Source organism: Pseudomonas sp. L7, from assembly GCF_046605565.1.
Taxonomy (GTDB): Bacteria; Pseudomonadota; Gammaproteobacteria; order Pseudomonadales; family Pseudomonadaceae; genus Aquipseudomonas; species Aquipseudomonas wayambapalatensis.
This window is the reverse complement of the sequence record NZ_CP176784.1, coordinates 433,140-456,672: the sequence shown is the minus strand read 5'-3', so window position 1 is coordinate 456,672 and position 23,533 is coordinate 433,140. Positions and strand designations below refer to the sequence as shown.

Genomic DNA, 23,533 nt, shown 5'->3' with positions numbered 1-23,533 from the left:
GCAGCTGCTCTTAGCGGAGGCACCATGAGCTACGTAATCGACCGACGCCTGAACGGCAAGAACAAGAGCACGGTCAACCGCCAGCGTTTTTTGCGCCGGTACCGTGAGCACATCAAGAAGGCCGTCGAAGAGGCGGTGAGCCGCCGCTCCATCATGGACATGGAGCATGGTGAGCAGATCAGCATCCCCGGACGCGATATCGACGAACCGGTGCTGCACCACGGCCGTGGCGGCAAGCAGACCATCGTTCATCCGGGCAACAAGGAATTCACAGCAGGCGAACATATCGCTCGTCCGCAAGGCGGTGGTGGCGGTGGCGGGCGCGGCAAGGCCGGTAATTCCGGCGAGGGCATGGACGAATTCGTCTTCCAGATCACCCAGGAAGAGTTCCTCGAATTCATGTTCGAAGACCTGGAGCTGCCCAACCTGGTCAAGCGTCACCTGACCGGTGCCGACACCTTCAAGACCGTACGCGCGGGTATCGCCAACGAGGGCAACCCGTCACGCATCAACATCGTGCGCACACTGCGCTCGGCCCATGCCCGACGCATCGCCCTGACCGGCAGCAGCCGCGGCCTGTTGCGCGCAGCGCAAAAGGAACTGGAGCGGCTGAAAGTTGAGGAACCCGACAATTTCACCGACATTCAGGAGGTCGAGGCCGAGATCGTACGCCTCAAGGCGCGCATCAACCGCCTGCCCTTCCTCGACACCTTCGACCTGAAATACAACCTGCTGGTCAAGCAGCCCAACCCCAGTTCCAAGGCAGTGATGTTCTGCCTGATGGACGTCTCCGGCTCCATGACCCAGGCCACCAAGGATATCGCCAAGCGGTTCTTCATCCTCCTGTACCTGTTCCTCAAGCGCAACTACGAACGCATCGAGGTGGTGTTCATACGCCATCACACCAGCGCCCGCGAAGTGGATGAAGAAGAGTTCTTCTATTCGCGCGAGACCGGCGGCACCATCGTCTCCAGCGCCCTGAAGATGATGCAGGAGATCATGGCCGAGCGTTATCCGGCCAGCGACTGGAACATCTATGCCGCCCAGGCGTCGGATGGCGACAACTGGAACGACGACTCCCCCATCTGCCGCGATATCCTGACCAAGCAGATCATGCCGCACGTGCAGTACTACACTTATGTCGAGATCACCCCCCGTGAGCATCAGGCACTGTGGTACGAGTACGAACGTATCGGCGAAGCGTTTCCCGACACCTTCGCCCAGCAACAGTTGGTCTCGGCCGGTGACATCTACCCGGTCTTCCGTGAACTCTTCCAGCGCAGGTTAGCCACATGACCGCCAGAGCACAGAGACGCCAACCCATTTCCACCGGCTCGGAATGGACCTTCGAGCTGATCCAGACCTACGACCGGGAAATCAGCCGCCTGGCCGCGCGCTATGCGCTGGATACCTATCCCAACCAGATCGAGGTGATCACTGCCGAACAGATGATGGACGCCTACGCCTCGGTGGGCATGCCGCTGGGGTATCACCACTGGTCCTACGGCAAACAATTCCTCAGCACCGAAAAGTCCTACAGCCGTGGACAGATGGGCCTGGCCTACGAAATCGTCATCAACTCCGACCCCTGCATCGCCTACCTGATGGAAGAAAACACCATCTGCATGCAGGCGCTGGTGATCGCCCACGCCTGCTACGGGCACAACAGCTTCTTCAAGGGCAACTACCTGTTCCGCACCTGGACCGACGCCAGCTCGATCATCGACTACCTGGTGTTTGCCAAGCAGTACATCGCCCAGTGCGAGGAACGCCACGGTATCGATGCCGTGGAAGACCTCATCGACTCCTGCCATGCCCTGATGAACTACGGCGTCGACCGCTACAAGCGGCCCTACCCCATCTCCGCCGAGGAAGAACGCCGGCGCCAGAAGGAGCGCGAGGAACACCTGCAGCGGCAGATCAACGACCTGTGGCGCACCATCCCCAAGGGCACGGAAAAGGGCAGCGACAAGGACGACGCGCGTTTCCCCGCCGAACCCCAGGAAAACATCCTGTACTTCATCGAGAAACACGCGCCATTGCTCGAGCCCTGGCAGCGTGAGGTCGTGAGGATCGTGCGCAAGATCGCACAGTACTTCTACCCGCAGCGCCAGACCCAGGTGATGAACGAAGGCTGGGCGACCTTCTGGCACTACACACTGATGAACGACCTGTACGACGAAGGCCTGGTCACTGACGGTTTCATGATGGAGTTCCTGCAGTCGCACACCAGCGTGGTGTTCCAGCCCGGCTTCGACAGCCCCTACTACAGCGGCATCAACCCCTATGCCCTGGGCTTTGCCATGTACACGGACATTCGCCGCATGTGCGAGCACCCGACGGAAGAAGATCGTCGCTGGTTCCCGGAAATCGCCGGCAGCGATTGGTTGTCGACCATCAAGTTCGCCATGAGCAGCTTCAAGGACGAGAGCTTCATCCTTCAGTACCTCTCCCCCAAGGTGATCCGCGACCTCAAGCTGTTCAGCATCCTCGACGACGACCAACGCGACGACCTGCTGGTGCCAGCGATTCACGACGAGGCAGGCTATCGCACCATCCGCGAACAACTGGCGGCGCAGTACAACCTGGGCAACCGCGAGCCCAACGTTCAGATCTGGAGCATCGATCGCCGTGGCGACCGCTCGCTCACCCTGCGCCACCAGCAGCACAACCGCAAACCGCTGGGCGACTCCACCGAGGAAGTGCTCAAGCACCTGCACCGCCTGTGGGGCTTCGACATCCACCTGGAAACCGTACAGGGCGATCAGGTGATGAAGACCCACCACATGCCGCCCCGCGGCGAGCATGGAGAGCCAGGCGACTACGGCCGCATGGACCTCGCCGTCATCCACCACCTCTGAGACCTCGTGACTGCCGACAAGGTATGCTGTCGGCAGTCACGGAGGTTGTACATGCACATCTATAAAGTTGGCGGCGCGGTTCGCGACCGTCTGCTCGGGCGCCCGGTCAGCGATATCGACTGGCTGGTGGTCGGCGCTACGGTCGAAGAGATGCAGGCTCAGGGCTTTCGCCCGGTAGGCGCGGATTTCCCCGTCTTCATCCACCCGAAAACCGGCGAGGAATACGCCCTGGCGCGCACCGAGCGCAAGAGCGGTCGCGGCTATGGCGGATTCACCTTTCACGCCAGCCCCGAAGTCACACTCGAGGAAGATCTGATACGCCGCGACCTGACCATCAATGCGATGGCCGAGGATGACCAGGGCAATCTGCACGACCCTTACCATGGCAAAGTTGATCTGGATAAGCGCATTCTTCGCCATGTTTCCCCGGCATTCGCCGAAGATCCTTTGCGTGTGCTGCGCGTTGCCCGCTTTGCCGCCCGCTATGCGCCGCTCGGTTTTCAGGTTGCCGACGACACCCTCGAGCTCATGCGCCAGATCACCGAGTCAGGTGAGCTGCAGGCATTGACGGCCGAACGCAGCTGGAAGGAGATCGAACGGGCGTTACTGGAAAGCGAGCCGCAGGTGTTTATCCAGGTGCTGCGTGAATGTGGCGCCCTGAAGGAGCTCATGCCCGAACTGGAGCATAACGCGGGCACGTTGGCGGCGCTGCGCCAGGCAGCCCGGCATCAGCAGCCTTTGGCCGTGCGCTGGGCATGCCTGTTGCGCGGCCTGGAGCCAGCGCAGATCAAGGCGCTGAACCAACGCTTCAAGGCGCCGCGGGAATGCCAGGAACTGGCCGTGCTGGTAGGGGAATTTGCCAGGCAGGCTGACGACGCCTTGCAGCTAACGCCTGTGGAGCTACTGGAGATGTTGCAGAAGTTCGACGTTTATCGAAGGCCACAGCGGTTCGAGGACTTCATCGCTGCCTGTGCGATGTCGCAGGGTGATACGGATTATCCACAGGCCGATTATCTGCGCGGGGCTGCGGCAGCAGCGCGGTCGGTGGATGTGAAGCCGCTGGTGGAGGCGGGGCTCACCGGCCAGGGCCTGGGGGAGGCACTCAAAGGCCAACGCCTGAAAGCGCTCGTGGCTTACCGAGCCAGCTGACTCGACCGGCCTTCTCGCGGGTTTGCCCGCGAAGAGGTCGGCAAGGCTTACGCAGGCGTCAGTTGCAACCCACGCCACTCGAAGTCGATCGGCGCCAACACCTGATCGATCTGCGCTTCCTGCCACAACTGCGCCATGCTTTTCCCCGCCCCCGGATGCACCAGCTCCGGCGCCAGCAACGACAGCGGCCACAGCACGAACGCATTCTTCAGGATCTCGGCCCGAGGCAACACCAGCCCATCGAACGTGCCTTGCAGATCGTCATACATCAATACGTCTATATCCAGCGGCAAGCCCTTGCGCCCCGGGGCATAGCGCCCGTTGTCCGCCTCGATGAACTTGAGTCGGCGATCCAGCTCCATCAGGGGCAGGTCGGTCTTGCCCGTGACCACGAAGTTGATGAACGGCCCGCTCTTGATCCCCACCGCCTGGCTCTCGAACGCCGGCGAACAGCGCATGTCACCGAGAAAGAGCGCCAGCGCATCGAGCCCGGCGCACAGATGCCGGTAGCGGTCGATATTGCTGCCCAGCCCCAGGTAAACCGTGCTCAGAGACATCCGCGCTCGATCTCCACGCCCACGCCACCCCGGGCCGCAGGTACGGCACCGGGCTTGGTCAGTTTCAACCGCATCCACGGAATGTCGAACTCTTCCATCAAGGTCGCCGCCAGGCGCTCGGCAAAGGTTTCCACCAGCTCGAAGCGCGACTGCTCGGCAAAGGCCTGGATACGTGCCGAGACACTGGCGTAGTCCAACGCCAGGCTGAGGTCGTCACCGGCCGCCGCCGGGCGGTTGTCCCAGGCAAAACTCAGGTCCAGGCGCAGGCACTGGCGAATATCCCGCTCCCAGTCATAGGCACCGATGACGGTATCGACTTCCAGTCCCTCGATGAACACTCTGTCCAAGCACTTCTCTCCACAGCACGACAAGGGCGACTGGCGCCGTTAGAATCAGGGCGTCCCCGCCCGGAATAGTTAGCATGTTTTGGTTATTGGCGCTGCTCGCCTACCTGCTCGGCTCGCTGTCCTTCGCCATTGTCCTGAGCCGCCTCAGTGGCAACCCCGACCCGCGCTCCAGCGGCTCGGGCAACGCCGGCGCGACCAACATGCTGCGCCTGGCAGGCCGCAAGCTGGCCATCCTCACCTTGCTCGGCGACCTGTGCAAGGGTTTGCTGCCCGTGCTGCTGGCGAGCCTTACCGGCCTGAGCCTGCAGGCCCAGGCCTGGATAGGCCTGTGCGCCGTGATCGGCCACCTGTTTCCGCTGTACTTCCGCTTCCAGGGCGGCAAGGGCGTCGCCACTGCGGCGGGCATGCTCATGGGCCTTTACTTCCCCGCCGCGCTGCTGGCGATCGGCGCCTGGCTGCTGACCTTCTACCTCACCCGCACCAGCTCGCTGGCGGCCTTGATCGCCACGCCGCTGACCCTGCCGCTGCTGGCCTGGCGCGAACCGGCCGCGCTGCTGCCAATGACGGTGCTGACAGTACTTATAGTCTGGCGACACCGTAGCAACCTGCGCGACCTGTTTGCCGGCCGCGAACGACATTTCTGAATCACTCGCGGGAAAAACTCTGCCTCACAGCGGCGGCAACTGCTCCATGGGCCAACGCGCCTGCACACTGATCGCCAGATCCTGCTGCTGCCCGGCCAACAGGCGCTGGCAGCCGGCGTAGGCAATCATCGCGCCGTTGTCGGTGCAGAACTTCGGACGCGCGTAATACACATTGCCCTTGATGCTCGCGAGCATGTCCTCGAGCGATGCCCGCAGCGCCTTGTTGGCGCTCACGCCACCGGCGATGACCAGGCGCTTGAGGCCAGTCTGCTTGAGGGCACGCTTGCACTTGATGGTCAGAGTCTCCACCACCGCCTGCTGGAATGCCAGCGACAGGTCGCAACGGGTTTGCTCGCTGTCGTCACCGGCATTGCGGCACTGCTGCCAGGTGTTCAGGGCGAAGGTCTTGAGGCCACTGAAGCTGAACTCAAGCCCCGGGCGATCGGTCATCGGCCGCGGGAATACGAAGCGTCCGGGCGTACCTTGCTCGGCCAGGCGAGCGATCTCGGGGCCGCCGGGATAATTCAGACCGATCAGCTTGGCCGTCTTGTCGAAGGCCTCGCCTGCCGCGTCATCCAGGCTTTCACCCAGAAGCGCGTACTGGCCGATGCCATCGACCTGCACCAACTGCGTGTGACCACCGGATACCAGCAAGGCGACGAACGGGAACTGCGGCGGCTGCTCTTCGAGCATCGGCGCCAGCAGGTGGCCTTCCATATGGTGAACGCCAATTGCCGGAATGTCCCAGGCGAACGCCAGCGCCTGTGCACAGGAGGCGCCAACCAGCAGCGCACCGACCAGCCCGGGGCCTGCGGTGTAGGCAATGGCATCGATGTCGGCGGCGATGCAGCCGGCTTCATCCAGCACTTCGCGAATCAACGGCAGCATGCGCTTGACGTGATCGCGCGAGGCGAGCTCGGGCACCACGCCGCCGTAGACGCGGTGCAGGTCGATCTGGCTGAACAGCGCATCGGCCAGCAGGCCGCGCTCACTGTCGTATAATGCGACGCCAGTTTCGTCGCAGGATGTTTCCAATCCCAGTACTAGCATGGGTCCGTGCCTTGTGGAGGCTGAATTCGAAGCCGCGCATTCTAGTCCCCGTGCAGAGTGCCGACCAGCGGTTTTCGATCAGAGGCTTTGCATTCCGCCACGCTAAGGGTTAACATCCGCAACCCTTGAAAACCGACGTTCTCCAGCACACCTTTGTTTTGCCAGGAGCACGTCTACCCCGGTAATGAATTAAGGTAGCCCTGGATGCCAGCCGTCAAAGTTAAAGAGAACGAACCCTTCGACGTAGCTCTGCGTCGTTTCAAGCGCTCCTGCGAAAAAGCCGGTGTACTGGCTGAAGTTCGTAGCCGCGAGTTTTACGAGAAGCCGACCGCCGAGCGTAAGCGCAAAGCTGCTGCCGCTGTTAAGCGTCACGCCAAGAAAGTTCAGCGCGAACAGCGCCGCGCCGTTCGTCTGTACTAATACAGACGTTCTACGCAAAGCTTCTGCCCAGCCCGGCCTCGTGCCGGGCTAATGGCAGTTGTCGCTTCACCCCCTCGGTCATGTGCCTTGGGCGCCCCGGCAAACGCCCATGGGCAGAATTCATACGCCTCACCAGAATGCCCGATGCGGCAGGTGAAACGCAGACACGCATCTCCCTTGTTGCTCTCTCCAGCGATTAGACTTGCCAGTAGCCAGATAACGAGACTGCCATGGCCGGGCTGATTCCCCAGAGTTTCATCGACGACCTCCTCAACCGCACCGACATTGTCGACGTGGTGAGTTCGCGCATCCAACTGAAGAAGACCGGCAAGAACCACTCGGCCTGCTGCCCGTTCCACAAGGAAAAGACGCCGTCCTTCACCGTCAGCCCCGACAAGCAGTTCTACTACTGCTTCGGCTGTGGCGCCGGGGGCAACGCCCTGGGCTTCATCATGGACCACGACAACCTGGACTTCCCCCAGGCGGTCGAGGAACTGGCCCGCGCCGCAGGCATGGAAGTGCCGCGCGAAGAGGGACGACGCGGACAAAAGCCGCGCCAGCCCACTGATTCGCCGCTGTACCCGCTGCTCGAAGCGGCTGCAGAGTTCTATCGCCAGGCGCTGCGCAACCATCCGACACGCAAGGCAGCGGTCGAGTACCTGAAGGGCCGCGGCCTGTCTGGCGAAATTGCCCGTGATTTCGGCCTGGGTTTCGCCCCGCCGGGCTGGGACAACCTGTTCAAGCACCTTGGCGCCGACACCCTGCAACAGAAGGTGATGATCGACGCCGGCCTGCTGATCGAGAACGCCGAGACCGGCAAGCGCTACGATCGCTTCCGCGATCGGGTCATGTTCCCGATCCGCGACAGTCGAGGCCGGGTGATCGCCTTCGGCGGGCGCGTGCTGGGCGATGACAAGCCCAAGTACCTGAACTCCCCGGAAACCCCGGTGTTCCACAAGGGCCAGGAACTGTACGGGCTGTTCGAGGCACGCAAGCACAACCGCAACCTCGACGAAATCATCGTGGTCGAGGGCTATATGGATGTGATCGCCCTCGCCCAGCAAGGCCTGCGCAATGCCGTAGCCACCCTTGGCACCGCGACCAGCGAAGAGCACCTCAAGCGTCTGTTCCGCGTGGTGCCCAACGTGCTGTTCTGCTTCGACGGCGACCAGGCCGGGCGCAAGGCGGCCTGGCGGGCACTGGAGGCCACCCTGGCGAACCTGCAGGATGGCAGGCGTGCGCGCTTCCTGTTCCTGCCCGAAGGGGAAGATCCGGATACGCTGGTCCGCGCCGAAGGCACCGACGCCTTCCAGGCCCGCATCCATCAGCACGCCCAGCCGCTCGCCGACTATTTCTTCGAGCAACTGGCCAGCGAAGCCGACCCACGCTCGCTGGAAGGCAAGGCGCACATGGCGACCCTGGCTGCACCGTTGATCGAAAAGATTCCGGGCGCCAATCTGCGCCAGTTAATGCGCAATCGCTTGAAGGAAATTACTGGTCTTGATGTCCAACAAATGGAGCAGTTGGCGCAGAATACGCCCGCACCCAGCGTACCGGACTATGATCCAGGCTATGACTACGATGCCATGGCCAGCTACACGCCGGACTTCAGCGAACAGCATTACGACTACGCCCCCACCCAGCAGGAGCAGCGCCCCTGGACACCCAACAAGGGGGCTGGCAAGAAGCCCTGGGATGGCAATGGCAAGCCTTGGGACAAGAACCGCAAGGGCGGCAAGGGCTGGCAGCGCGACGAAGCGCCTCCACGCACACCGGCACCGGTCGAACCCCCGGCGCTCGCGGCCTTGCGCACATTGCTGCACCATCCGCTGCTGGCCGGAAAGGTCGAGGACGCGAGCCATTTCGCCGACGAAGAACATCTTTACAGCCAGTTGCTGGTGGCCCTGATCGAAGCCGTGCAGAAGAATCCTGGGCTAAGCTCCATGCAGCTGATCGCACGCTGGCACGGCACCGAACAGGGACGTCTGTTGCGGGCGCTGGCAGAGAAGGAATGGCTGATCGATGCCGATAACCTTGAACAACAGTTTTTCGACACCATAACTAGCTTGTCAGCCCGCCAGCGCGAGCGAAGCTTGGAACATCTGCTCAGGAAAGCACGTCAAAGTGAGTTGAGCACCGAGGAAAAATCCCAGTTGCTCGCCCTGCTCAGCAGGAATGTTCCCGCACAAACCCCGACCTCATCTGGCGCGTGAGGTCCATGCTCGGGTATAATCCTCGGCTTGTTTTTTGCCCGCCAAGACCTTCAGTGGATAGGGTGTTATGTCCGGAAAAGCGCAACAGCAATCTCGTATCAAAGAGTTGATCACCCGCGGTCGTGAGCAGGGCTACCTGACTTACGCGGAGGTCAACGACCACCTGCCTGAGGATATTTCAGATCCGGAACAGGTGGAAGACATCATCCGCATGATCAACGACATGGGGATCAACGTATTCGAGAGTGCTCCGGATGCGGATGCCCTGTTGTTGGCGGAAGCCGACACCGACGAAGCCGCAGCCGAAGAAGCCGCCGCAGCGTTGGCGGCCGTTGAAACCGATATCGGCCGCACGACCGACCCGGTACGCATGTACATGCGTGAAATGGGTACCGTCGAGCTCCTGACCCGCGAAGGCGAGATCGAAATCGCCAAGCGCATCGAGGAAGGTATCCGCGAAGTCATGGGCGCCATCGCCCACTTCCCGGGCACCGTCGATCACATTCTCGGCGAGTACGACCGTGTAACGACCGAAGGCGGCCGTCTGTCGGACGTTCTCAGCGGCTACATCGACCCTGACGACAATATCGCCGCGCCTACCGAAGAAGTACCGATCCCAGGCGCCAAGACTGCAGCGGCGAAGGAAGAGTCGGAGGACGAAGAAGAAGGCGACGAAAACAGCGACGACAGCGAGGAAGAGGGCGAAAGCGGCCCCGATCCAGAAGTTGCCCGTCAGCGTTTCGGCGCCGTCTCCGATCAGCTCCAGGCCACCAACAAAGTCTTGAAGAAGCATGGTCGCAGTGGCAAGGAAAGCGTTGCGGCGCTCCAGGCCCTGGCCGATCTGTTCATGCCGATCAAGCTGGTGCCCAAGCAGTTCGACGTGCTCGTCGAGCGTGTCCGCGGTGCCCTTGACCGCCTGCGTCAGCAGGAGCGCGCGATCATGCAACTGTGCGTGCGTGATGCCCGCATGCCGCGTGCCGACTTCCTGCGCCTGTTCCCGAGCAACGAGACCGACCAGACCTGGAGCGGTGACCTCGCCAAGCGCAGCACCAAGTGGGCCGCCGCCCTGGGTGAGAAGGACGCCGCGATCGTCGCCTGCCAGCAGAAGCTGATCGACCTTGAGACCGAGACCGGCCTGACCGTCGCGGAAATCAAAGAGATCAACCGTCGCATGTCGATCGGCGAGGCGAAAGCCCGTCGCGCCAAGAAAGAAATGGTCGAGGCGAACCTGCGTCTGGTGATCTCCATCGCCAAGAAGTACACCAACCGCGGCCTGCAGTTCCTCGACCTGATCCAGGAAGGCAACATCGGCCTGATGAAGGCGGTGGACAAGTTCGAATACCGTCGTGGCTACAAGTTCTCGACCTACGCCACCTGGTGGATCCGCCAGGCGATCACCCGTTCGATCGCCGACCAGGCGCGCACCATCCGGATTCCGGTGCACATGATCGAGACGATCAACAAGCTCAACCGTATTTCCCGGCAGATGCTGCAGGAAATGGGTCGCGAACCGACCCCGGAAGAGCTGGGTGAGCGCATGGAAATGCCTGAGGACAAGATCCGCAAGGTATTGAAGATCGCCAAAGAGCCGATCTCCATGGAAACCCCGATCGGCGACGACGAAGATTCGCATCTGGGCGACTTCATCGAGGACTCCACCATGCAGTCCCCGATCGACGTGGCCACGGTCGAAAGCCTCAAGGAAGCCACTCGCGACGTGCTCTCGGGCCTGACCGCACGCGAAGCCAAGGTGCTGCGCATGCGTTTCGGTATCGACATGAACACCGACCACACACTTGAAGAAGTCGGCAAACAGTTCGACGTGACCCGCGAGCGGATCCGTCAGATTGAAGCCAAGGCGTTGCGCAAGCTGCGCCACCCGACGCGAAGCGAGCATCTGCGCTCCTTCCTCGACGAGTGATGACGAACCCCGGCCCAGGCCGGGGTTTTTCATGGGCGACAAAAAGCAGCAGGCAATCTGCCGCATTCACCGGCACTCTTCACCCGCGTCCGTCTACACTCGAATCAGCCCCCTGATAGAGAGAGGTCGCCATGCCCTTGATGCCGGCACTTCTGCTGCTGCTCTTGATGATCTGGAACACAGCGGCCGGCGCCCTGACCCTGACGGACGAAGAACAAGCCTGGCTCAACGCCCATCCGCAGCTGCGCCTGGGCGTGGATGCGTCTTGGCCGCCATTCGAATTTCGCGACCAGGAAGGTCGCTATCAGGGATTGGCCGCCGACTACATTGCCCTGATCCAGCAACGCCTGGGCGTCACGCTGCAGCCGGTCGAGCCCAGCAATTGGTCGCAAGTACTTGAGCAAGCACGACAGAACCGTATCGACCTGCTTCCAGGCATCATGTCGACGCCCGAACGCCAATCCTACCTGGCCTTCACCCGCCCCTACCTCGATTTCCCCATCGTCATCCTCGCCCACGAGGGCGGCCCTCAGCCACGCACCCTCAAAGACCTGTACGGCCTGAAAATCGCGGTCGTGGAAAACTACGCCCCCCATGAGTTGCTGCGTACCCACCACCCGGATCTCAATCTGGTGGCCTTGCCCAATGTGAGTTCAGCCCTGCAGGCGTTGGCTACCGACGAAGTGGATGCGGTGGTTGGCGACCTTGCATCGAGCATCTGGAGCCTACGCCAGCTCAAGCTCGATGGCCTGTACGTCAGTGGCGAGACGCCCTACCGCTATCAGTTGGCCATGGCCGCCCCACGAGAACAGAAAATCCTCATCGGCATTCTCGACAAAGTCATGGCCGACCTGAGCAGTACCGAAATCAGTGACATTCAGGAGCGCTGGGTTGGCAACGTCGTCGATCAACGGAGCTTATGGCGCGACCTAGTGATTTATGGCCTGCCGACATTGGCCGTTGTGCTGCTGATCCTCGCCGCCATGCTGCGCATCAATCGCCGCCTCAGCTCGGAGATTTCGCGGCGGATCGCCTTGGAGCAAGAGCTACGCAGCAGCGAATACCACTACCGCAGCCTGATCGAGAGCCTTTCGGCCATCGCCTGGGAGGCCGACGCCAACGACTTCACCTACAGCTACGTCTCCCCGCACGCCGAGGGCCTGCTCGGCTATCCGCTGCGGGAATGGCTCAAACCCGGCTTCTGGCGCGGCATCCTGCACCCCGAAGACGCCCTCTGGGCCCAGGCCTACTGCGATGCCGAAACCGCCGCCGGGCGCGACCACAGCCTCGACTATCGCGTAATACGTGCCGACGGGCACATCCTCTGGGTACGCAATATCGTCAGCATGATCGAGCAAGGCCACAAGCCGCTGATGCGCGGCCTGATGATCGACATCAGCGAAACCAAACGTACCGAGGATGCCCTGCGCCTATCCGAACAGAAGTTCGCCTCGGTGTTTGAGCAATGCCCCGACATCCTGCTCATCGCCCGCCACAGCGACGGCTGCCTGCTGGAGGTCAACAAAGCATTCGAAGAGCAGATCGGCCTGAGCCCAGCCCAGGTCATAGGCCGCACCGCCACAGAACTGGACCTGTGGGGCGTTGCGGGCTCCGGCCCGACGATCCTTGAGCGCATGCAACTGGGCGGCATCCGCAATCTGGAAATGAGCTTCCGGCGCAGCAACGGCGAGTTATTCACAGGCCTCACCTCCGCTGAAAGCTTCGACCTGGACGGCACACCGGCGCTGGTGGTTGCCGTGCGCGACATCAGCCAGCTCAAGGAAACCCAGCAACAGTTGCAGACTTCCGAAGAGAAGTTCGCCAAGGCCTTCCACGCATCGCCCGACGGCTTGCTGCTGTCGCGCCAGAGCGATGGCCTGCTGCTGGAAGCCAACGAAGGTTTCTGCCGGCTGACCGGCTACGACATCAACCCAAGCCTTGGCCACAACAGCCTTGATCTGGGCATCTGGGCCGACCTCAACGAACGTGATCGGCTGATCGAACTGCTCAAGCGCGATGGTTTTGCGCGCGATTTCAGTTGCCATATCCGCCGTAGCGACGGCCAGATCCGCCTGTGTGAAATGTCCGCTCGGCCACTACCAATCGGCGGCATCGACTGCATGCTGACCATCACCCGCGACATCACCGAGCGCCACATGATGCAGGAAAAACTGCAACTGGCCGCCACGGTCTTCGAGAACACCGCCGAGGGTGTGCTGATCACCGATACCGAACAGCGCATCAGCGCGGTCAACCGCGCCTTCAGCGAGATCACCGGCTACAGCGAGCTCGAAGCCCTTGGCCAGACCCCGCGTCTGCTCGCCTCCGGTCAACATGACAGCGCCTTCTACGTCGCCATGTGGCATCAGCTCACCGCCGAAGGCCATTGGCAGGGCGAGATCTGCAACCGACGCAAGAACGGCGAGTTCTACCCTAGTTGGCTGACCATCAGCGCCGTACGCAACAGTGAGCACGAGACCACCCATTTCGTCGCCGTGTTCGCCGACATCTCCAGCCTCAAGCACGCCCAGGCCAAGCTCGACTACCAGGCCCACCACGACCCGCTCACCGGCCTGCCCAACCGCACCCTGTTCGAGAGCCGCCTGCAGGCTGCCCTCACCTGCGCCCAGGCCTCCAGCCACCAGGGCGCAGTGCTGTTCCTCGACCTCGACCGCTTCAAGCACATCAACGACAGCCTCGGCCACCCGGTCGGCGACCTCTTGCTAAAGGGCATCGCCCAACGCCTGAAAGAACAGGTTCGCGATGTCGACACCGTCGCCCGCCTGGGCGGCGACGAATTCATCATCCTGCTGCCCGGCCTGCATCGCCCAAGCGACGCCAGCGCCATCGCCAACAAGCTGCTGGCGTGTTTCCACGCCCCGGTTCAGGCCGGCGAGCACGAGTTCTTCACCAGTGCCAGCATCGGTATCAGCCTGTACCCGCAGGACGGCACCGACGTCGCCACACTGATCCGCAACGCCGACGCCGCCATGTACCGCTCCAAGGCCAAGGGCCGCAACCGCGTCGAAAGCTACACCCTCGACCTCACTGCCCAGGCCAGCGAGCGTATTTTCCTCGAGCATGAGCTGCGCCGCGCCATCGAACGCAACGAACTGAGTCTGTACTACCAACCCAAGTTCAGCCTCAAGACCCAGGGGTTGGTCGGTGCCGAGGCGCTGATCCGCTGGAACCACCCGACCTTCGGCGAGGTGCCGCCGGAGCAGTTCATTCACCTGGCCGAAGAGAACGGCAGCATCCTCCAGCTCGGCGACTGGGTGCTGGAGCAGGCCTGCCAGCAGATGCACACCTGGAAACGCACCTACCAGGCGTTCGGCCCGCTGTCGATCAACCTCGCAGGTGCTCAATTGCGCCAGCCCAGCCTGACCCGGCGGATCGAGCACCTGCTCAAGACCTTCCACCTCAAGGCCGGCGACCTGCAGCTGGAAATCACCGAGAACTTCATCATGAGCCAGGCCGAAGAAGCCCTGGCCATCCTGCATCAGCTCAAGCACCTCGGTGTGCAACTGGCGATCGACGACTTCGGCACCGGCTACTCCTCGCTGAGCTACCTGAAGCGCCTGCCGCTGGACATCCTCAAGATCGACCAGTCGTTCATCCGCGGCCTGCCCGACGACCCCCACGACGCCGCCATCGCCCGCGCCATCATTGCCCTAGGCCGCAGCATGCAGTTGACCATCATCGCCGAAGGCGTGGAGAACCAGGCCCAGCAACGCTTCCTCGCCGCAGAAGGGTGCGAACAGATCCAGGGCTACATCGTCAGCCTGCCCCTGCCCGCCGACGAATTCGCCGCCACCTTTCTTCGCATAGCACTGTCGGATCTTTCAGATGGCACCCTTAGCAAACCCTCGTTATAATCCGGCCGACCTCTGGGGCCTATAGCTCAGTTGGTTAGAGCAGAGGACTCATAATCCTTTGGTCCACGGTTCGAGTCCGTGTGGGCCCACCATACTCAAAGCCGCGCACTGCGCGGCTTTGCGCGTTCTTGAGCGCGCTCTCGCCTTCCATAGCTGCTTGATGAACGTACACTTTTCATTGCGATCAGCTTAGAACAGCCATCGGTAACCGAACCTACAACCGGAAACCGACGCAGATGCAGAGCTATGCCTGGAAGCTTGTAGCCCTTGAGCTACAAGACAGCTTGGACTGTGCCATTTTGTAGCCCAAGAGCCACAAATGACCTCTTTCAACGATGTTTCTGAAACGCTGAACAAGCGTGCGCGCAACAACCCTGATCAGACGCGCTCATCAACCTAGCAAGCCCGGCTTGAGAATTAGACAGTGAGCCGAATAAGCGGCATTATCGGCTCACTGCATGAGCCGAATAGGCTCGTTAATCGGCTCACAGATGAACAACCCTTATGAATGACCCGCTCTGGATCTGGCAGCAGCCCGACTGGCCGCACTTCAGTTGGCAAGCCGAAGCGCTCGCCCCGCTGTTGCGAGCCTGCAGCCAGGCTCAGGGTCGTTTGTTGGGAATGCTAGGTGCGGTGGGCAGTGACACCGAAGTGCAGAGCAGCCTGGATGCCATGCTGCAGAACATCGTCACCTCCTCAGCCATCGAGGGTGAGCAACTTAATGTCGGTTCGGTGCGTTCATCACTGGCGCGGCGCTTGGGGCTGAGCGAAGAGGGTCGCACCACCTCACGTTCCGAAGGCCTGGCGGAACTGCTGCTCGATACAACCAGCCTGCATCAACAACCGCTAGAGGAACAGCGACTCTTCACCTGGCACCGTTGGCTATTCCCCGCCGATGACCAACTACTGGCTCGACCGCTACACATCGGCACACTGCGCGGCGAAGAGCCGATGCAGGTCGTTTCCGGTCGCATAGACCGCCCTACGGTACATTTCGAGGCCCCTCCCCGCGCAGGGCTGGAAGCGCAATTGGCGGACTTTCTCGGCTGGTTCGAGAGCAGCCGAAGCGATGCCAGCCTTGACCCCTTTCTGCGTGCTGGCATCGCCCATTTCTGGTTCGTGACCCTACACCCTTTCGACGACGGCAATGGTCGCCTCACCCGCGCCATCACCGATCTGGCGCTGGCCCAAGGCGAACAGCAAGCCATTCGATTTTACGCGATGTCCGCGAGCATCCTCGACGACCGCGCCGGCTACTACCGCATCCTCGAAGTCAGTCAGAAAAGTGGGCTAGATATCACCAGTTGGCTGCAGTGGTTTCTCGCAACCTTACTCAACAGCCTGGAACAGGCCCTCGCTCGCATCGACCGTGTACTGGTCAAGGCGCGCTTTTGGCAGGCACACCGCAGCCAAACGCTATCGGCAGAGCAGATCAAAGTTCTGAACCGCCTGCTCGATGGTGGCGAAAAGGGTTTCGAGAACGGTATCAGCGCGGGGCAATACCAAGCCGTGGCCAAAGTCTCCAAAGCCACCGCGACCCGTCATCTGAGCGACCTGCGAGAGAAAGGTTGCATCGAACGGCTACCCGGTGGTGGACGTAGCACCCGTTACCAGATAGCACGCTGAGCACCTGAGCCGATCTCATCAGCCCCTGGTGCGTCATCGCGCCATAGGACTATAGTCGCGATCCCCTCGAGCCATTGAAAGCAATTAGCCATTATCCAGATCTGTGCCAGACATCAGGTTTTCGGCACATCTGCTCGCCCTGCCACGGGCGCTCGTCAAGCAGCTCGGCTCAAGGAAGAAAATGGATCACAGCCCTCTCGCCTTACGGCATTTTCGTGCTGGAAACGAAGAACATGACCGGCTGGATCTTCGGCAGCGAGAAACAGGCGCAGTGTGGGCCCACCAGATACGACAAAGCCGCGCATCAGCGCGGCTTTTTTGCGTTTGGTGGGACGGCCACGTCAGGCAAACAACCCTCAGCCGCCAATCCCCTCCAGCGTCACCTCCACCAGAGCCTCCACATACGCCGCTTCCAGCGGCTCACCGGAAAACAGAATCCGGTACACCAGCGGTGCCATCAGTCTATCGACCACGCGATCGTTGCTCGGAACCGGCTCTCCACGTGCCGCTGCGCGCTCGAGAATCGCGCCAATCTGCGCCGTGGCAATTTCCAGGCAGCGCCCGGAGCAGCCGCCACCAGCCGCCAGCAGGTCGAGCACCGCGGCGCGGCCGGGCACCGATGATGTCTCTTCCATGTACTGGATGCCCCAGGCGAGCAGGTCTCCGGGCAGGCTGCCGGTGTCGGCCGGGCCGCTGTCCGGACGGATGCGCTGCAGCGCAACGTCTCCCAGCAGTTCGTTGAGGTCGCCCCAGCGCCGGTAGATGGTCGAAGGCGTCACACCCGCGCGGGCAGCGATCAGCGGCACGGTCAGTTCGCCACGCTCGCGCTCCTCCAGCAACTGGTTGACCGCATTGTGGACCGAGGCCTGGACCCTCGCACTACGCCCGCCTGGACGCACGCCCTGATTGATCGCCATATGCACCTTAACGCAAAGAGTTTGCTTTTATCTCGAAACAGGTTCATCGTCTGCAAAAGCTAACTCTTAGCCTTTGCGAGAGCAACCATGAGCGATACCTTACCCAAAAGCACGCGCGAACGCCGCAACGGTCTGTCTCGCGCCGCGTCCCTGTGGTTGCTGGGGGCGATTCTGATCGCCTTCTCGGCTGCGGCCAGCGCGCCGACACCACTCTATGCCCTCTACCGCGAAACCTGGGGCTTCTCGCCGGCCTTGCTGAGCGTGGTGTTCAGCATCTACGCGGGCGGTTTGCTGCTGACGCTGCTGGTCTGCGGCTCGCTGTCCGATCACATCGGCCGGCGCCCGGTGATCGCGGCGGCCTTGGCGCTGGAGGTATTGGCCATGGCGGTATTCCTGCGGGCAGAATCGGTCGAGGCGCTGATCGTCGCGCGCCTGCTGCAGGGCTGCGCCACAGGGCTTGCCACCAGTGTGCTCGGCGCGGCGTTGCTGGACTTCGACCGTGAGCGCGGGCCGCTGCTCAATAGCGTGACGCCGATGCTGGGCCTGGCCCTTGGCGCCTTGGGCAGTAGTGCGTTGATGCAGTTTTCCGGCGAGCCGCTGCACCGGGTCTTCCTGGTCCTGTTGGGCGTCTTTGCGCTGTTCGCGGTATTGCTGCCGCGCCTGCCGGAAAGCATCAGCCGTCAGCCCGGCGCCTGGGCCTCGCTGCGACCACGGGTACGAATTCCACCGCAGGCCCGGCGTGCCTTCTGGCGGATCGCTCCGCTGAATGCGAGCCTCTGGGCACTGGGCGGCTTCTACCTGTCGCTGGGGCCGACCCTGGCGCGCCAGGTCACAGGGCTGCAGGCACCGCTGGTCGGCGGCACCCTGGTTTTCCTGCTGACCAGCTGCGGCGCGCTGGGCATCTTCGCCCTGCGCAACAGCGAGGCCCAGGTGATCCTGCGCCGCGGCAGCCTGGCACTGGTCAGCGGCTTGCTGCTGACCCTGATCGGCGTGGACGGCGGCCTGGCCTGGCTGTTCTTCCTCGGCACCGCGGTCGCCGGCCTGGGCTTTGGTGGCGGGTTTCTCGGCGCCCTGCGCTCGGTCGTACCGCTGGCCCATGCTCACGAACGCGGCGGGCTGATGGCCGGGTTCTATGTGCTGAGTTACCTGGCCTTCAGCCTGCCCGCAGTGGCCGCTGGCATCGCCACCCAGCATGTCGGGCTGGTCGTGACCACCAATGCCTATGCCTGTGTGCTGCTGCTGGCGGCGGCCATGGTGCTTTTGTCGGGCAGTCGCAGCGATCGGTCGCCTGCAGCGTCGGTCGGCTGAGCGTCACGGCAACGCTCAGCGCTGCAGCAGCGTCGCCTGCCGTGGGTTGTAGAACGTCGTGTCGGCGGGAATGTCGCGGGTGACCAGTGACATCGCACCAATCACCACGTTGTCGCCGATGCGCAGGCGGTCGGCGATGATGCAGCTGTTGGCGCCCAGGCTGACGTTATCGCCGATCTCCAGCGCGTAGTGCTCCAGCCCCAAGGTCTTGATGCCGATGGTGCAGTTCTGGCGAATGAAGAAACTGCGCCCGATCCGTACATGCCGGGTAATGACAACGCCTGGCAGATGGGCGATGCGCAACCCCGGCGCAATCTGCGCGCCGATGTCGATGTCCACGGCATACTTCAGGTTGAGTCGCTGCTGCATGCCCCGGGCATAGCGGCGCGCCAGCCCTCCCTTGCCATCCAGGTACTGCGCCAGACGGTAGCAAAACAGGAAGCGCAGCTTGTTATCCCTGCGCGACCGACGCAGGACATTACTCAGCAAACTGATCCACCGTCCCGGCTTCTTCTTATTGGAAACTTCCAGTCGCCAGCACTCGAGCAGATGTTCGAAGGTCAATGCCGGTTTCCCCCTGCGCTATCAAAAGCTCCAGCGTAACAAGGTTTTCCAGAAATACTTCAGCGGCGAACGCAGGTGACGCGCCCAGTTCTGCTGCCACTGCGCATCCTCATGCCGGGCGACACGCGCATCCTGCGAGGCGGCGGTGCTGATGCGGCGGAACAGCATCGGGTAGGCGCAGTGCTGCTTGATCCGTCGTTTGAACAGGCTGTCCAGTGTCCTGCCGTCGTAGGGTGCGGCCACCAGCACTCGACAGCCTTCCTGGGAAAGAATGTAGGCATGCGGCGCACTGACCCGGCCACGGGCGATGAACGGAAACCAGGTCAGCCAGGTGCGGCCCATGGTGTAGCCCAGGTGCAGGCTCTCGAACGGGCGGGTGGCGATGAAGCGGTTGATCCAGTTGATCGACGCGGCGCCCCAGTCGTAGGCCTTGGCATCGTCCTCGAAAATCAGGATGCGTTGCCAGCCCTGCTCCAGGGCCATCAGCGCCAACGCGCGATGGGACTCGTAGTGGGCCCGGATCGGGTTGACGTCCTTGTCCCTCAGGTGGAAGACCAGCGGATTGCCGATCCTGCTGCCCACTTCCCGCATGAAACGCTCGCGGCTGTCTTGCCGATCGCGCAAGGAAACACAGAACGCCGCATCGACGTCGAACTTGAACAGGCTGGACACGTGGCACCTACCGCTAGGCAGAGAGGATTTCTGGCGCCAATTCCATAGCGCGAATGATTATCAAATACCAAGTGGCGCATCATAATACGCGCCCGCTCTGAGACAGAAGTGAAATCGATTAAATCATTCTGCCATCATCGTGCGAACGGCTCACCTTGCCGCCCGAGCCCAGGTCTGGCTAGGCTAGCGCACCCATTGCAGAGATTTGTCATGCCGGACTCCCGCGCCATCGCCCTCGACGAAATCGATCGCCAGCTCATCGCCCTGCTGCAGATCAACGCCCGCGAAAGCGTCGCCACTCTCGCACGCCATCTGGGCATCGCCCGCACCACCGTCACCTCGCGGCTGACGCGCCTGGAGAAGCACAAGGTGATCACCGGTTACGGCGTGCGCCTGGGCCAGCGCCTGGCCGGGGGTGGTCTGCAGGCCTATGTCGGCATCACGGTGCAGCCACGCTCGGGACGCGAGGTGGTGCGCCGCCTGTCGGCAATGGGGCAGGTACAGCAACTGTGTGCGGTGAGTGGCGAGTTCGACTACGTCGCCTGGCTGCTCAGCGACTCACCGGAACAGCTGGACCAGCTGCTCGACCAGATCGGCAGCCTGGAAGGCGTGGAAAAGACCACCACCTCGATCATCCTGAGCAGCAAGGTGGATCGCGGGCAGCCTGGATAGAGGTATCGCCACAATGCAAACTCTTATCGTCATATCGACATAATCCCCTACAGATCGACGCCAATATTGCTCTTAATTACGAGCGCCCCGCTTCATAAAATGACCACCAGGCATTTCCTATACTCAGGCTCCGCCCTCAGCGCAGCCGCTCTGGCAAGGTCATCAGATGAACAAGAAAAACCGCCACCCCGTCGACGGCAAACCGCCGGTCACCATCTTCGGCCCTGATTTTCCCTTCGCCTTCGACGACTGGCTGGAGCATCCCGCAGGCCTTGGCAGCATCCCCCCTGAACGGCATGGCGAAGAAGTGGCGATCGTCGGTGCCGGTATCGCCGGGCTGGTGGCGGCCTACGAACTGATGAAGCTGGGCCTCAAGCCCGTCGTCTACGAGGCCTCGAAGCTCGGCGGGCGCCTGCGCTCGCAGGCCTTCAACGGCACCGACGGTATCGTCGCCGAACTGGGCGGCATGCGTTTCCCGGTGTCGTCCACCGCGTTCTACCACTATGTCGACAAGCTCGGCCTGGAAACGAAACCCTTTCCCAACCCGCTGACCCCGGCCTCGGGCAGCACGGTGATCGACCTCGAAGGCCAGACCTACTACGCCGAGAAGGCCGCCGACCTGCCGGCGCTGTTCCATGAGGTGGCCGAAGCCTGGGCCGACGCGCTGGAGGACGGCGCACGCTTCGGCGAGATTCAGCAGGCCATCCGTGAGCGAGACGTGCCGCGCCTGAAGGCCCTGTGGGACACCCTGGTGCCGCTGTGGGACGACCGCACCTTCTACGATTTCGTCGCCACCTCCAAAGCCTTCGCCAAGCTGAGCTTCCAACACCGGGAAGTGTTCGGCCAGGTCGGTTTCGGCACCGGCGGCTGGGATTCGGACTTCCCCAACTCGATGCTGGAAATCTTCCGTGTGGTCATGACCAACTGCGACGATCACCAGCACCTGGTGGTCGGAGGCGTGGAGCAAGTGCCGCAGGGCATCTGGAGGCATGTGCCGGACAGCACAGCGCACTGGCCGGCCGGCACCAGCCTCAGCTCGCTGCATGGCGGCGCGCCGCGGGCGGGGGTCAAGCGCATTGCCCGCGCCAGCGATGGACGTCTGGCGGTTACCGACAACTATGGCGACACCCGCCACTACGCCGCCGTGCTCACCACCTGCCAGAGCTGGCTGCTGACCACCCAGATCGACTGCGAAGAGTCGCTGTTCTCGCAGAAGATGTGGATGGCCCTGGACCGCACCCGCTACATGCAGTCGTCGAAGACCTTCGTCATGGTCGATCGCCCGTTCTGGAAGGACAAGGACCCGCAGACCGGCCGCGACCTGCTGAGCATGACCCTCACCGATCGCCTGACCCGCGGCACCTACCTGTTCGACAACGGTGACGACAAGCCGGGAGTGATCTGCCTGTCGTACGCATGGATGAGCGATGCGCTGAAGATGCTGCCGCACCCGACCGAAAAACGCGTGCAGCTGGCCCTGGATGCGCTGAAGAAGATCTACCCGAAAACCGACATCGCCGGGCACATCATCGGCGACCCGATCACCATCTCCTGGGAAGCCGACCCCTACTTCCTCGGCGCCTTCAAAGGCGCGCTGCCAGGTCACTACCGCTACAACCAGCGCATGTACGCGCACTTCATGCAACAGGACCTGCCCCCCGAGCAGCGCGGCATCTTCATTGCTGGCGACGACGTGTCCTGGACCCCGGCCTGGGTCGAAGGCGCGGTGCAGACGTCGCTGAATGCGGTGTGGGGTATCATGAACCACTTCGGCGGCAAGACCCACGCGGACAATCCCGGGCCGGGCGACGTGTTCCACGAGATCGGCCCGATCGCCCTGCCTGACTGACACGAGGAGGCGCCCATGCGCATCGCCCTGTTCCAGGGCACGCCCAGGCCACTGGACGTGCCCGGCAATCTCGAACGCCTGCAGCAGCAGGCGCAACTGGCCGCAGCGCGTGGCGCGCAACTGCTGGTGTGCCCGGAGATGTACCTCAGCGGCTATAACATCGGCGCCGACGCGGTGCAGCGCCTGGCCGAACCCGAAGACGGACCGTCGGCCATGGCGGTGGTGGAGATTGCCCAGGCGCAGCGCATCGCCATCGTCTATGGCTACCCGGAGCGGGCCGAGGACGGCTCGATTCACAACAGCGTGCAACTGATCGACGCCCACGGCCGCAGCCTGTGCAACTACCGCAAGACCCACCTGTACGGCGAGCTGGACCGCTCGATGTTCAGCCCCGGTGCCAACCATTTTCCGGTGGTCGAGCTCGATGGCTGGAAGCTGGGGCTGCTGATCTGCTACGACATCGAGTTCCCCGAGAACGCCCGGCGCCTGGCACTCGAAGGCGCCGAGCTGATCCTGGTGCCGACCGCGAACATGACGCCCTACGACTTCGTCTGCCAGGTGACCGTGCGCTCGCGGGCGCAGGAGAACCAGTGCTATCTGGTATACGCCAACTACTGCGGGTCTGAAGGTGAAATCCAGTATTGCGGGCAGAGCAGCATCATCGGCCCGGACGGCAGCCTGCTGGCCATGGCCGGACGCGAGGAATGCCAGTTGCTGGCCGACCTTGAGCGTGAGCGGGTAGTGAAGGGGCGCGAGGCGTTTCCGTATCTTGCCGACCTGCGGCGGGATCTTCACCGCGCACAGGATTGACACCGACGGGCAAGGAGCGGGTTCACCGGCGAAATGGGCACCGTGGCAGATGGCACCGGCCGGGCCAGCGCAAATGCG

General features: G+C 62.5%; 19 protein-coding genes, 1 tRNA gene and 1 pseudogene. 15 read left to right on the top strand and 6 right to left on the bottom strand.

The window, feature by feature from the left end:
* Positions 1–24: 24 nt before the first annotated feature.
* Genes ACK3BK_RS02120 through ACK3BK_RS02110 form a run of 3 tightly spaced genes read left to right on the top strand, consistent with a single transcriptional unit; the run spans position 25 to position 4,010 of the window.
* Positions 25–1,296: a YeaH/YhbH family protein gene (locus ACK3BK_RS02120; protein WP_054892216.1), complete on the top strand. Its 1,272-nt coding sequence runs from the start codon at positions 25–27 to the stop codon at positions 1,294–1,296.
* Positions 1,293–2,861, top strand: a complete 1,569-nt coding sequence (locus ACK3BK_RS02115) for a SpoVR family protein (RefSeq protein ID WP_411383661.1) — start codon at positions 1,293–1,295, stop codon at positions 2,859–2,861. Before ACK3BK_RS02120 ends, ACK3BK_RS02115 begins: the two co-directional genes overlap by 4 nt.
* A gap of 51 nt (positions 2,862–2,912) precedes the next feature.
* Positions 2,913–4,010, top strand: coding sequence for a multifunctional CCA tRNA nucleotidyl transferase/2'3'-cyclic phosphodiesterase/2'nucleotidase/phosphatase (locus tag ACK3BK_RS02110; protein WP_411383660.1), 1,098 nt, complete (start codon positions 2,913–2,915; stop codon positions 4,008–4,010).
* A gap of 47 nt (positions 4,011–4,057) precedes the next feature.
* On the opposite strand, the gene folK is transcribed toward ACK3BK_RS02110, so the two are convergent.
* Together folK and folB are read right to left on the bottom strand one after the other, a co-directional pair.
* Positions 4,058–4,567 (bottom strand): 2-amino-4-hydroxy-6-hydroxymethyldihydropteridine diphosphokinase, encoded by a 510-nt coding sequence (gene folK / locus ACK3BK_RS02105; RefSeq protein WP_288375720.1) that lies wholly within the window; start codon positions 4,565–4,567, stop codon positions 4,058–4,060.
* Positions 4,558–4,914: a dihydroneopterin aldolase gene (gene folB / locus ACK3BK_RS02100; protein WP_186667543.1), complete on the bottom strand. Its 357-nt coding sequence runs from the start codon at positions 4,912–4,914 to the stop codon at positions 4,558–4,560. Before folB ends, folK begins: the two co-directional genes overlap by 10 nt.
* A gap of 74 nt (positions 4,915–4,988) precedes the next feature.
* On the opposite strand from folB, the gene plsY reads away from it, so the two are divergent.
* Complete coding sequence (gene plsY / locus ACK3BK_RS02095) at positions 4,989–5,558, top strand: glycerol-3-phosphate 1-O-acyltransferase PlsY (RefSeq protein WP_411383659.1); 570 nt, start codon at positions 4,989–4,991, stop codon at positions 5,556–5,558.
* 24 nt (positions 5,559–5,582) lie between these two features.
* Here plsY and tsaD read toward each other — a convergent pair whose 3' ends face one another.
* Complete coding sequence (gene tsaD, locus ACK3BK_RS02090; protein ID WP_186709539.1) at positions 5,583–6,608, bottom strand: tRNA (adenosine(37)-N6)-threonylcarbamoyltransferase complex transferase subunit TsaD; 1,026 nt, start codon at positions 6,606–6,608, stop codon at positions 5,583–5,585.
* A 204-nt stretch (positions 6,609–6,812) separates the two neighbouring features.
* Between tsaD and rpsU the strand changes: the two genes are divergently transcribed.
* The 7 genes and pseudogenes from rpsU to ACK3BK_RS02055 all read left to right on the top strand — a co-directional run.
* Positions 6,813–7,028: a 30S ribosomal protein S21 gene (gene rpsU, locus ACK3BK_RS02085; protein ID WP_003255575.1), complete on the top strand. Its 216-nt coding sequence runs from the start codon at positions 6,813–6,815 to the stop codon at positions 7,026–7,028.
* A gap of 230 nt (positions 7,029–7,258) precedes the next feature.
* Positions 7,259–9,241: a DNA primase gene (gene dnaG / locus ACK3BK_RS02080; protein ID WP_411383658.1), complete on the top strand. Its 1,983-nt coding sequence runs from the start codon at positions 7,259–7,261 to the stop codon at positions 9,239–9,241.
* Between the two features lie 67 nt (positions 9,242–9,308).
* On the top strand, positions 9,309–11,162 hold the full coding sequence (gene rpoD, locus ACK3BK_RS02075; RefSeq protein WP_054892208.1) for an RNA polymerase sigma factor RpoD: 1,854 nt from the start codon (positions 9,309–9,311) through the stop codon (positions 11,160–11,162).
* 131 nt (positions 11,163–11,293) lie between these two features.
* Entirely contained in the window at positions 11,294–15,037 is a 3,744-nt protein-coding gene (locus ACK3BK_RS02070) for an EAL domain-containing protein (protein ID WP_411383657.1), read from the top strand.
* Positions 15,038–15,052: 15 nt separating this feature from the next.
* A tRNA-Ile gene (locus tag ACK3BK_RS02065) sits at positions 15,053–15,129 on the top strand.
* Between the two features lie 412 nt (positions 15,130–15,541).
* On the top strand, positions 15,542–16,663 hold the full coding sequence (locus ACK3BK_RS02060; protein WP_411383656.1) for a Fic family protein: 1,122 nt from the start codon (positions 15,542–15,544) through the stop codon (positions 16,661–16,663).
* A gap of 194 nt (positions 16,664–16,857) precedes the next feature.
* Positions 16,858–16,935: pseudogene (locus ACK3BK_RS02055) on the top strand (nuclease-related domain-containing protein); the annotation flags it as partial.
* A gap of 84 nt (positions 16,936–17,019) precedes the next feature.
* On the opposite strand, the gene ACK3BK_RS02050 reads toward ACK3BK_RS02055, so the two are convergent.
* Positions 17,020–17,580 (bottom strand): TetR/AcrR family transcriptional regulator, encoded by a 561-nt coding sequence (locus ACK3BK_RS02050; protein ID WP_411383655.1) that lies wholly within the window; start codon positions 17,578–17,580, stop codon positions 17,020–17,022.
* An 87-nt stretch (positions 17,581–17,667) separates the two neighbouring features.
* Between ACK3BK_RS02050 and ACK3BK_RS02045 the strand changes: the two genes are divergently transcribed.
* On the top strand, positions 17,668–18,888 hold the full coding sequence (locus ACK3BK_RS02045; RefSeq protein ID WP_186720125.1) for an MFS transporter: 1,221 nt from the start codon (positions 17,668–17,670) through the stop codon (positions 18,886–18,888).
* Between the two features lie 15 nt (positions 18,889–18,903).
* Here ACK3BK_RS02045 and ACK3BK_RS02040 read toward each other — a convergent pair whose 3' ends face one another.
* Positions 18,904–19,452, bottom strand: a complete 549-nt coding sequence (locus ACK3BK_RS02040; RefSeq protein ID WP_411383654.1) for a serine acetyltransferase — start codon at positions 19,450–19,452, stop codon at positions 18,904–18,906.
* Positions 19,453–19,473: 21 nt separating this feature from the next.
* Positions 19,474–20,124 (bottom strand): hypothetical protein, encoded by a 651-nt coding sequence (locus ACK3BK_RS02035; protein ID WP_346655290.1) that lies wholly within the window; start codon positions 20,122–20,124, stop codon positions 19,474–19,476.
* 210 nt (positions 20,125–20,334) lie between these two features.
* Here ACK3BK_RS02035 and ACK3BK_RS02030 point away from each other — a divergent pair, with 210 nt between their 5' ends.
* The 3 genes from ACK3BK_RS02030 to ACK3BK_RS02020 all read left to right on the top strand — a co-directional run bounded on the left by ACK3BK_RS02030 (position 20,335) and on the right by ACK3BK_RS02020 (position 23,455).
* Positions 20,335–20,796, top strand: coding sequence for an Lrp/AsnC family transcriptional regulator (locus tag ACK3BK_RS02030; RefSeq protein WP_186667529.1), 462 nt, complete (start codon positions 20,335–20,337; stop codon positions 20,794–20,796).
* Positions 20,797–20,962: 166 nt separating this feature from the next.
* Complete coding sequence (locus ACK3BK_RS02025; RefSeq protein ID WP_411383653.1) at positions 20,963–22,645, top strand: flavin monoamine oxidase family protein; 1,683 nt, start codon at positions 20,963–20,965, stop codon at positions 22,643–22,645.
* Positions 22,646–22,660: 15 nt separating this feature from the next.
* Positions 22,661–23,455, top strand: coding sequence for a carbon-nitrogen hydrolase family protein (locus tag ACK3BK_RS02020; protein WP_186667527.1), 795 nt, complete (start codon positions 22,661–22,663; stop codon positions 23,453–23,455).
* The last annotated feature ends 78 nt before the right edge of the window (positions 23,456–23,533 follow it).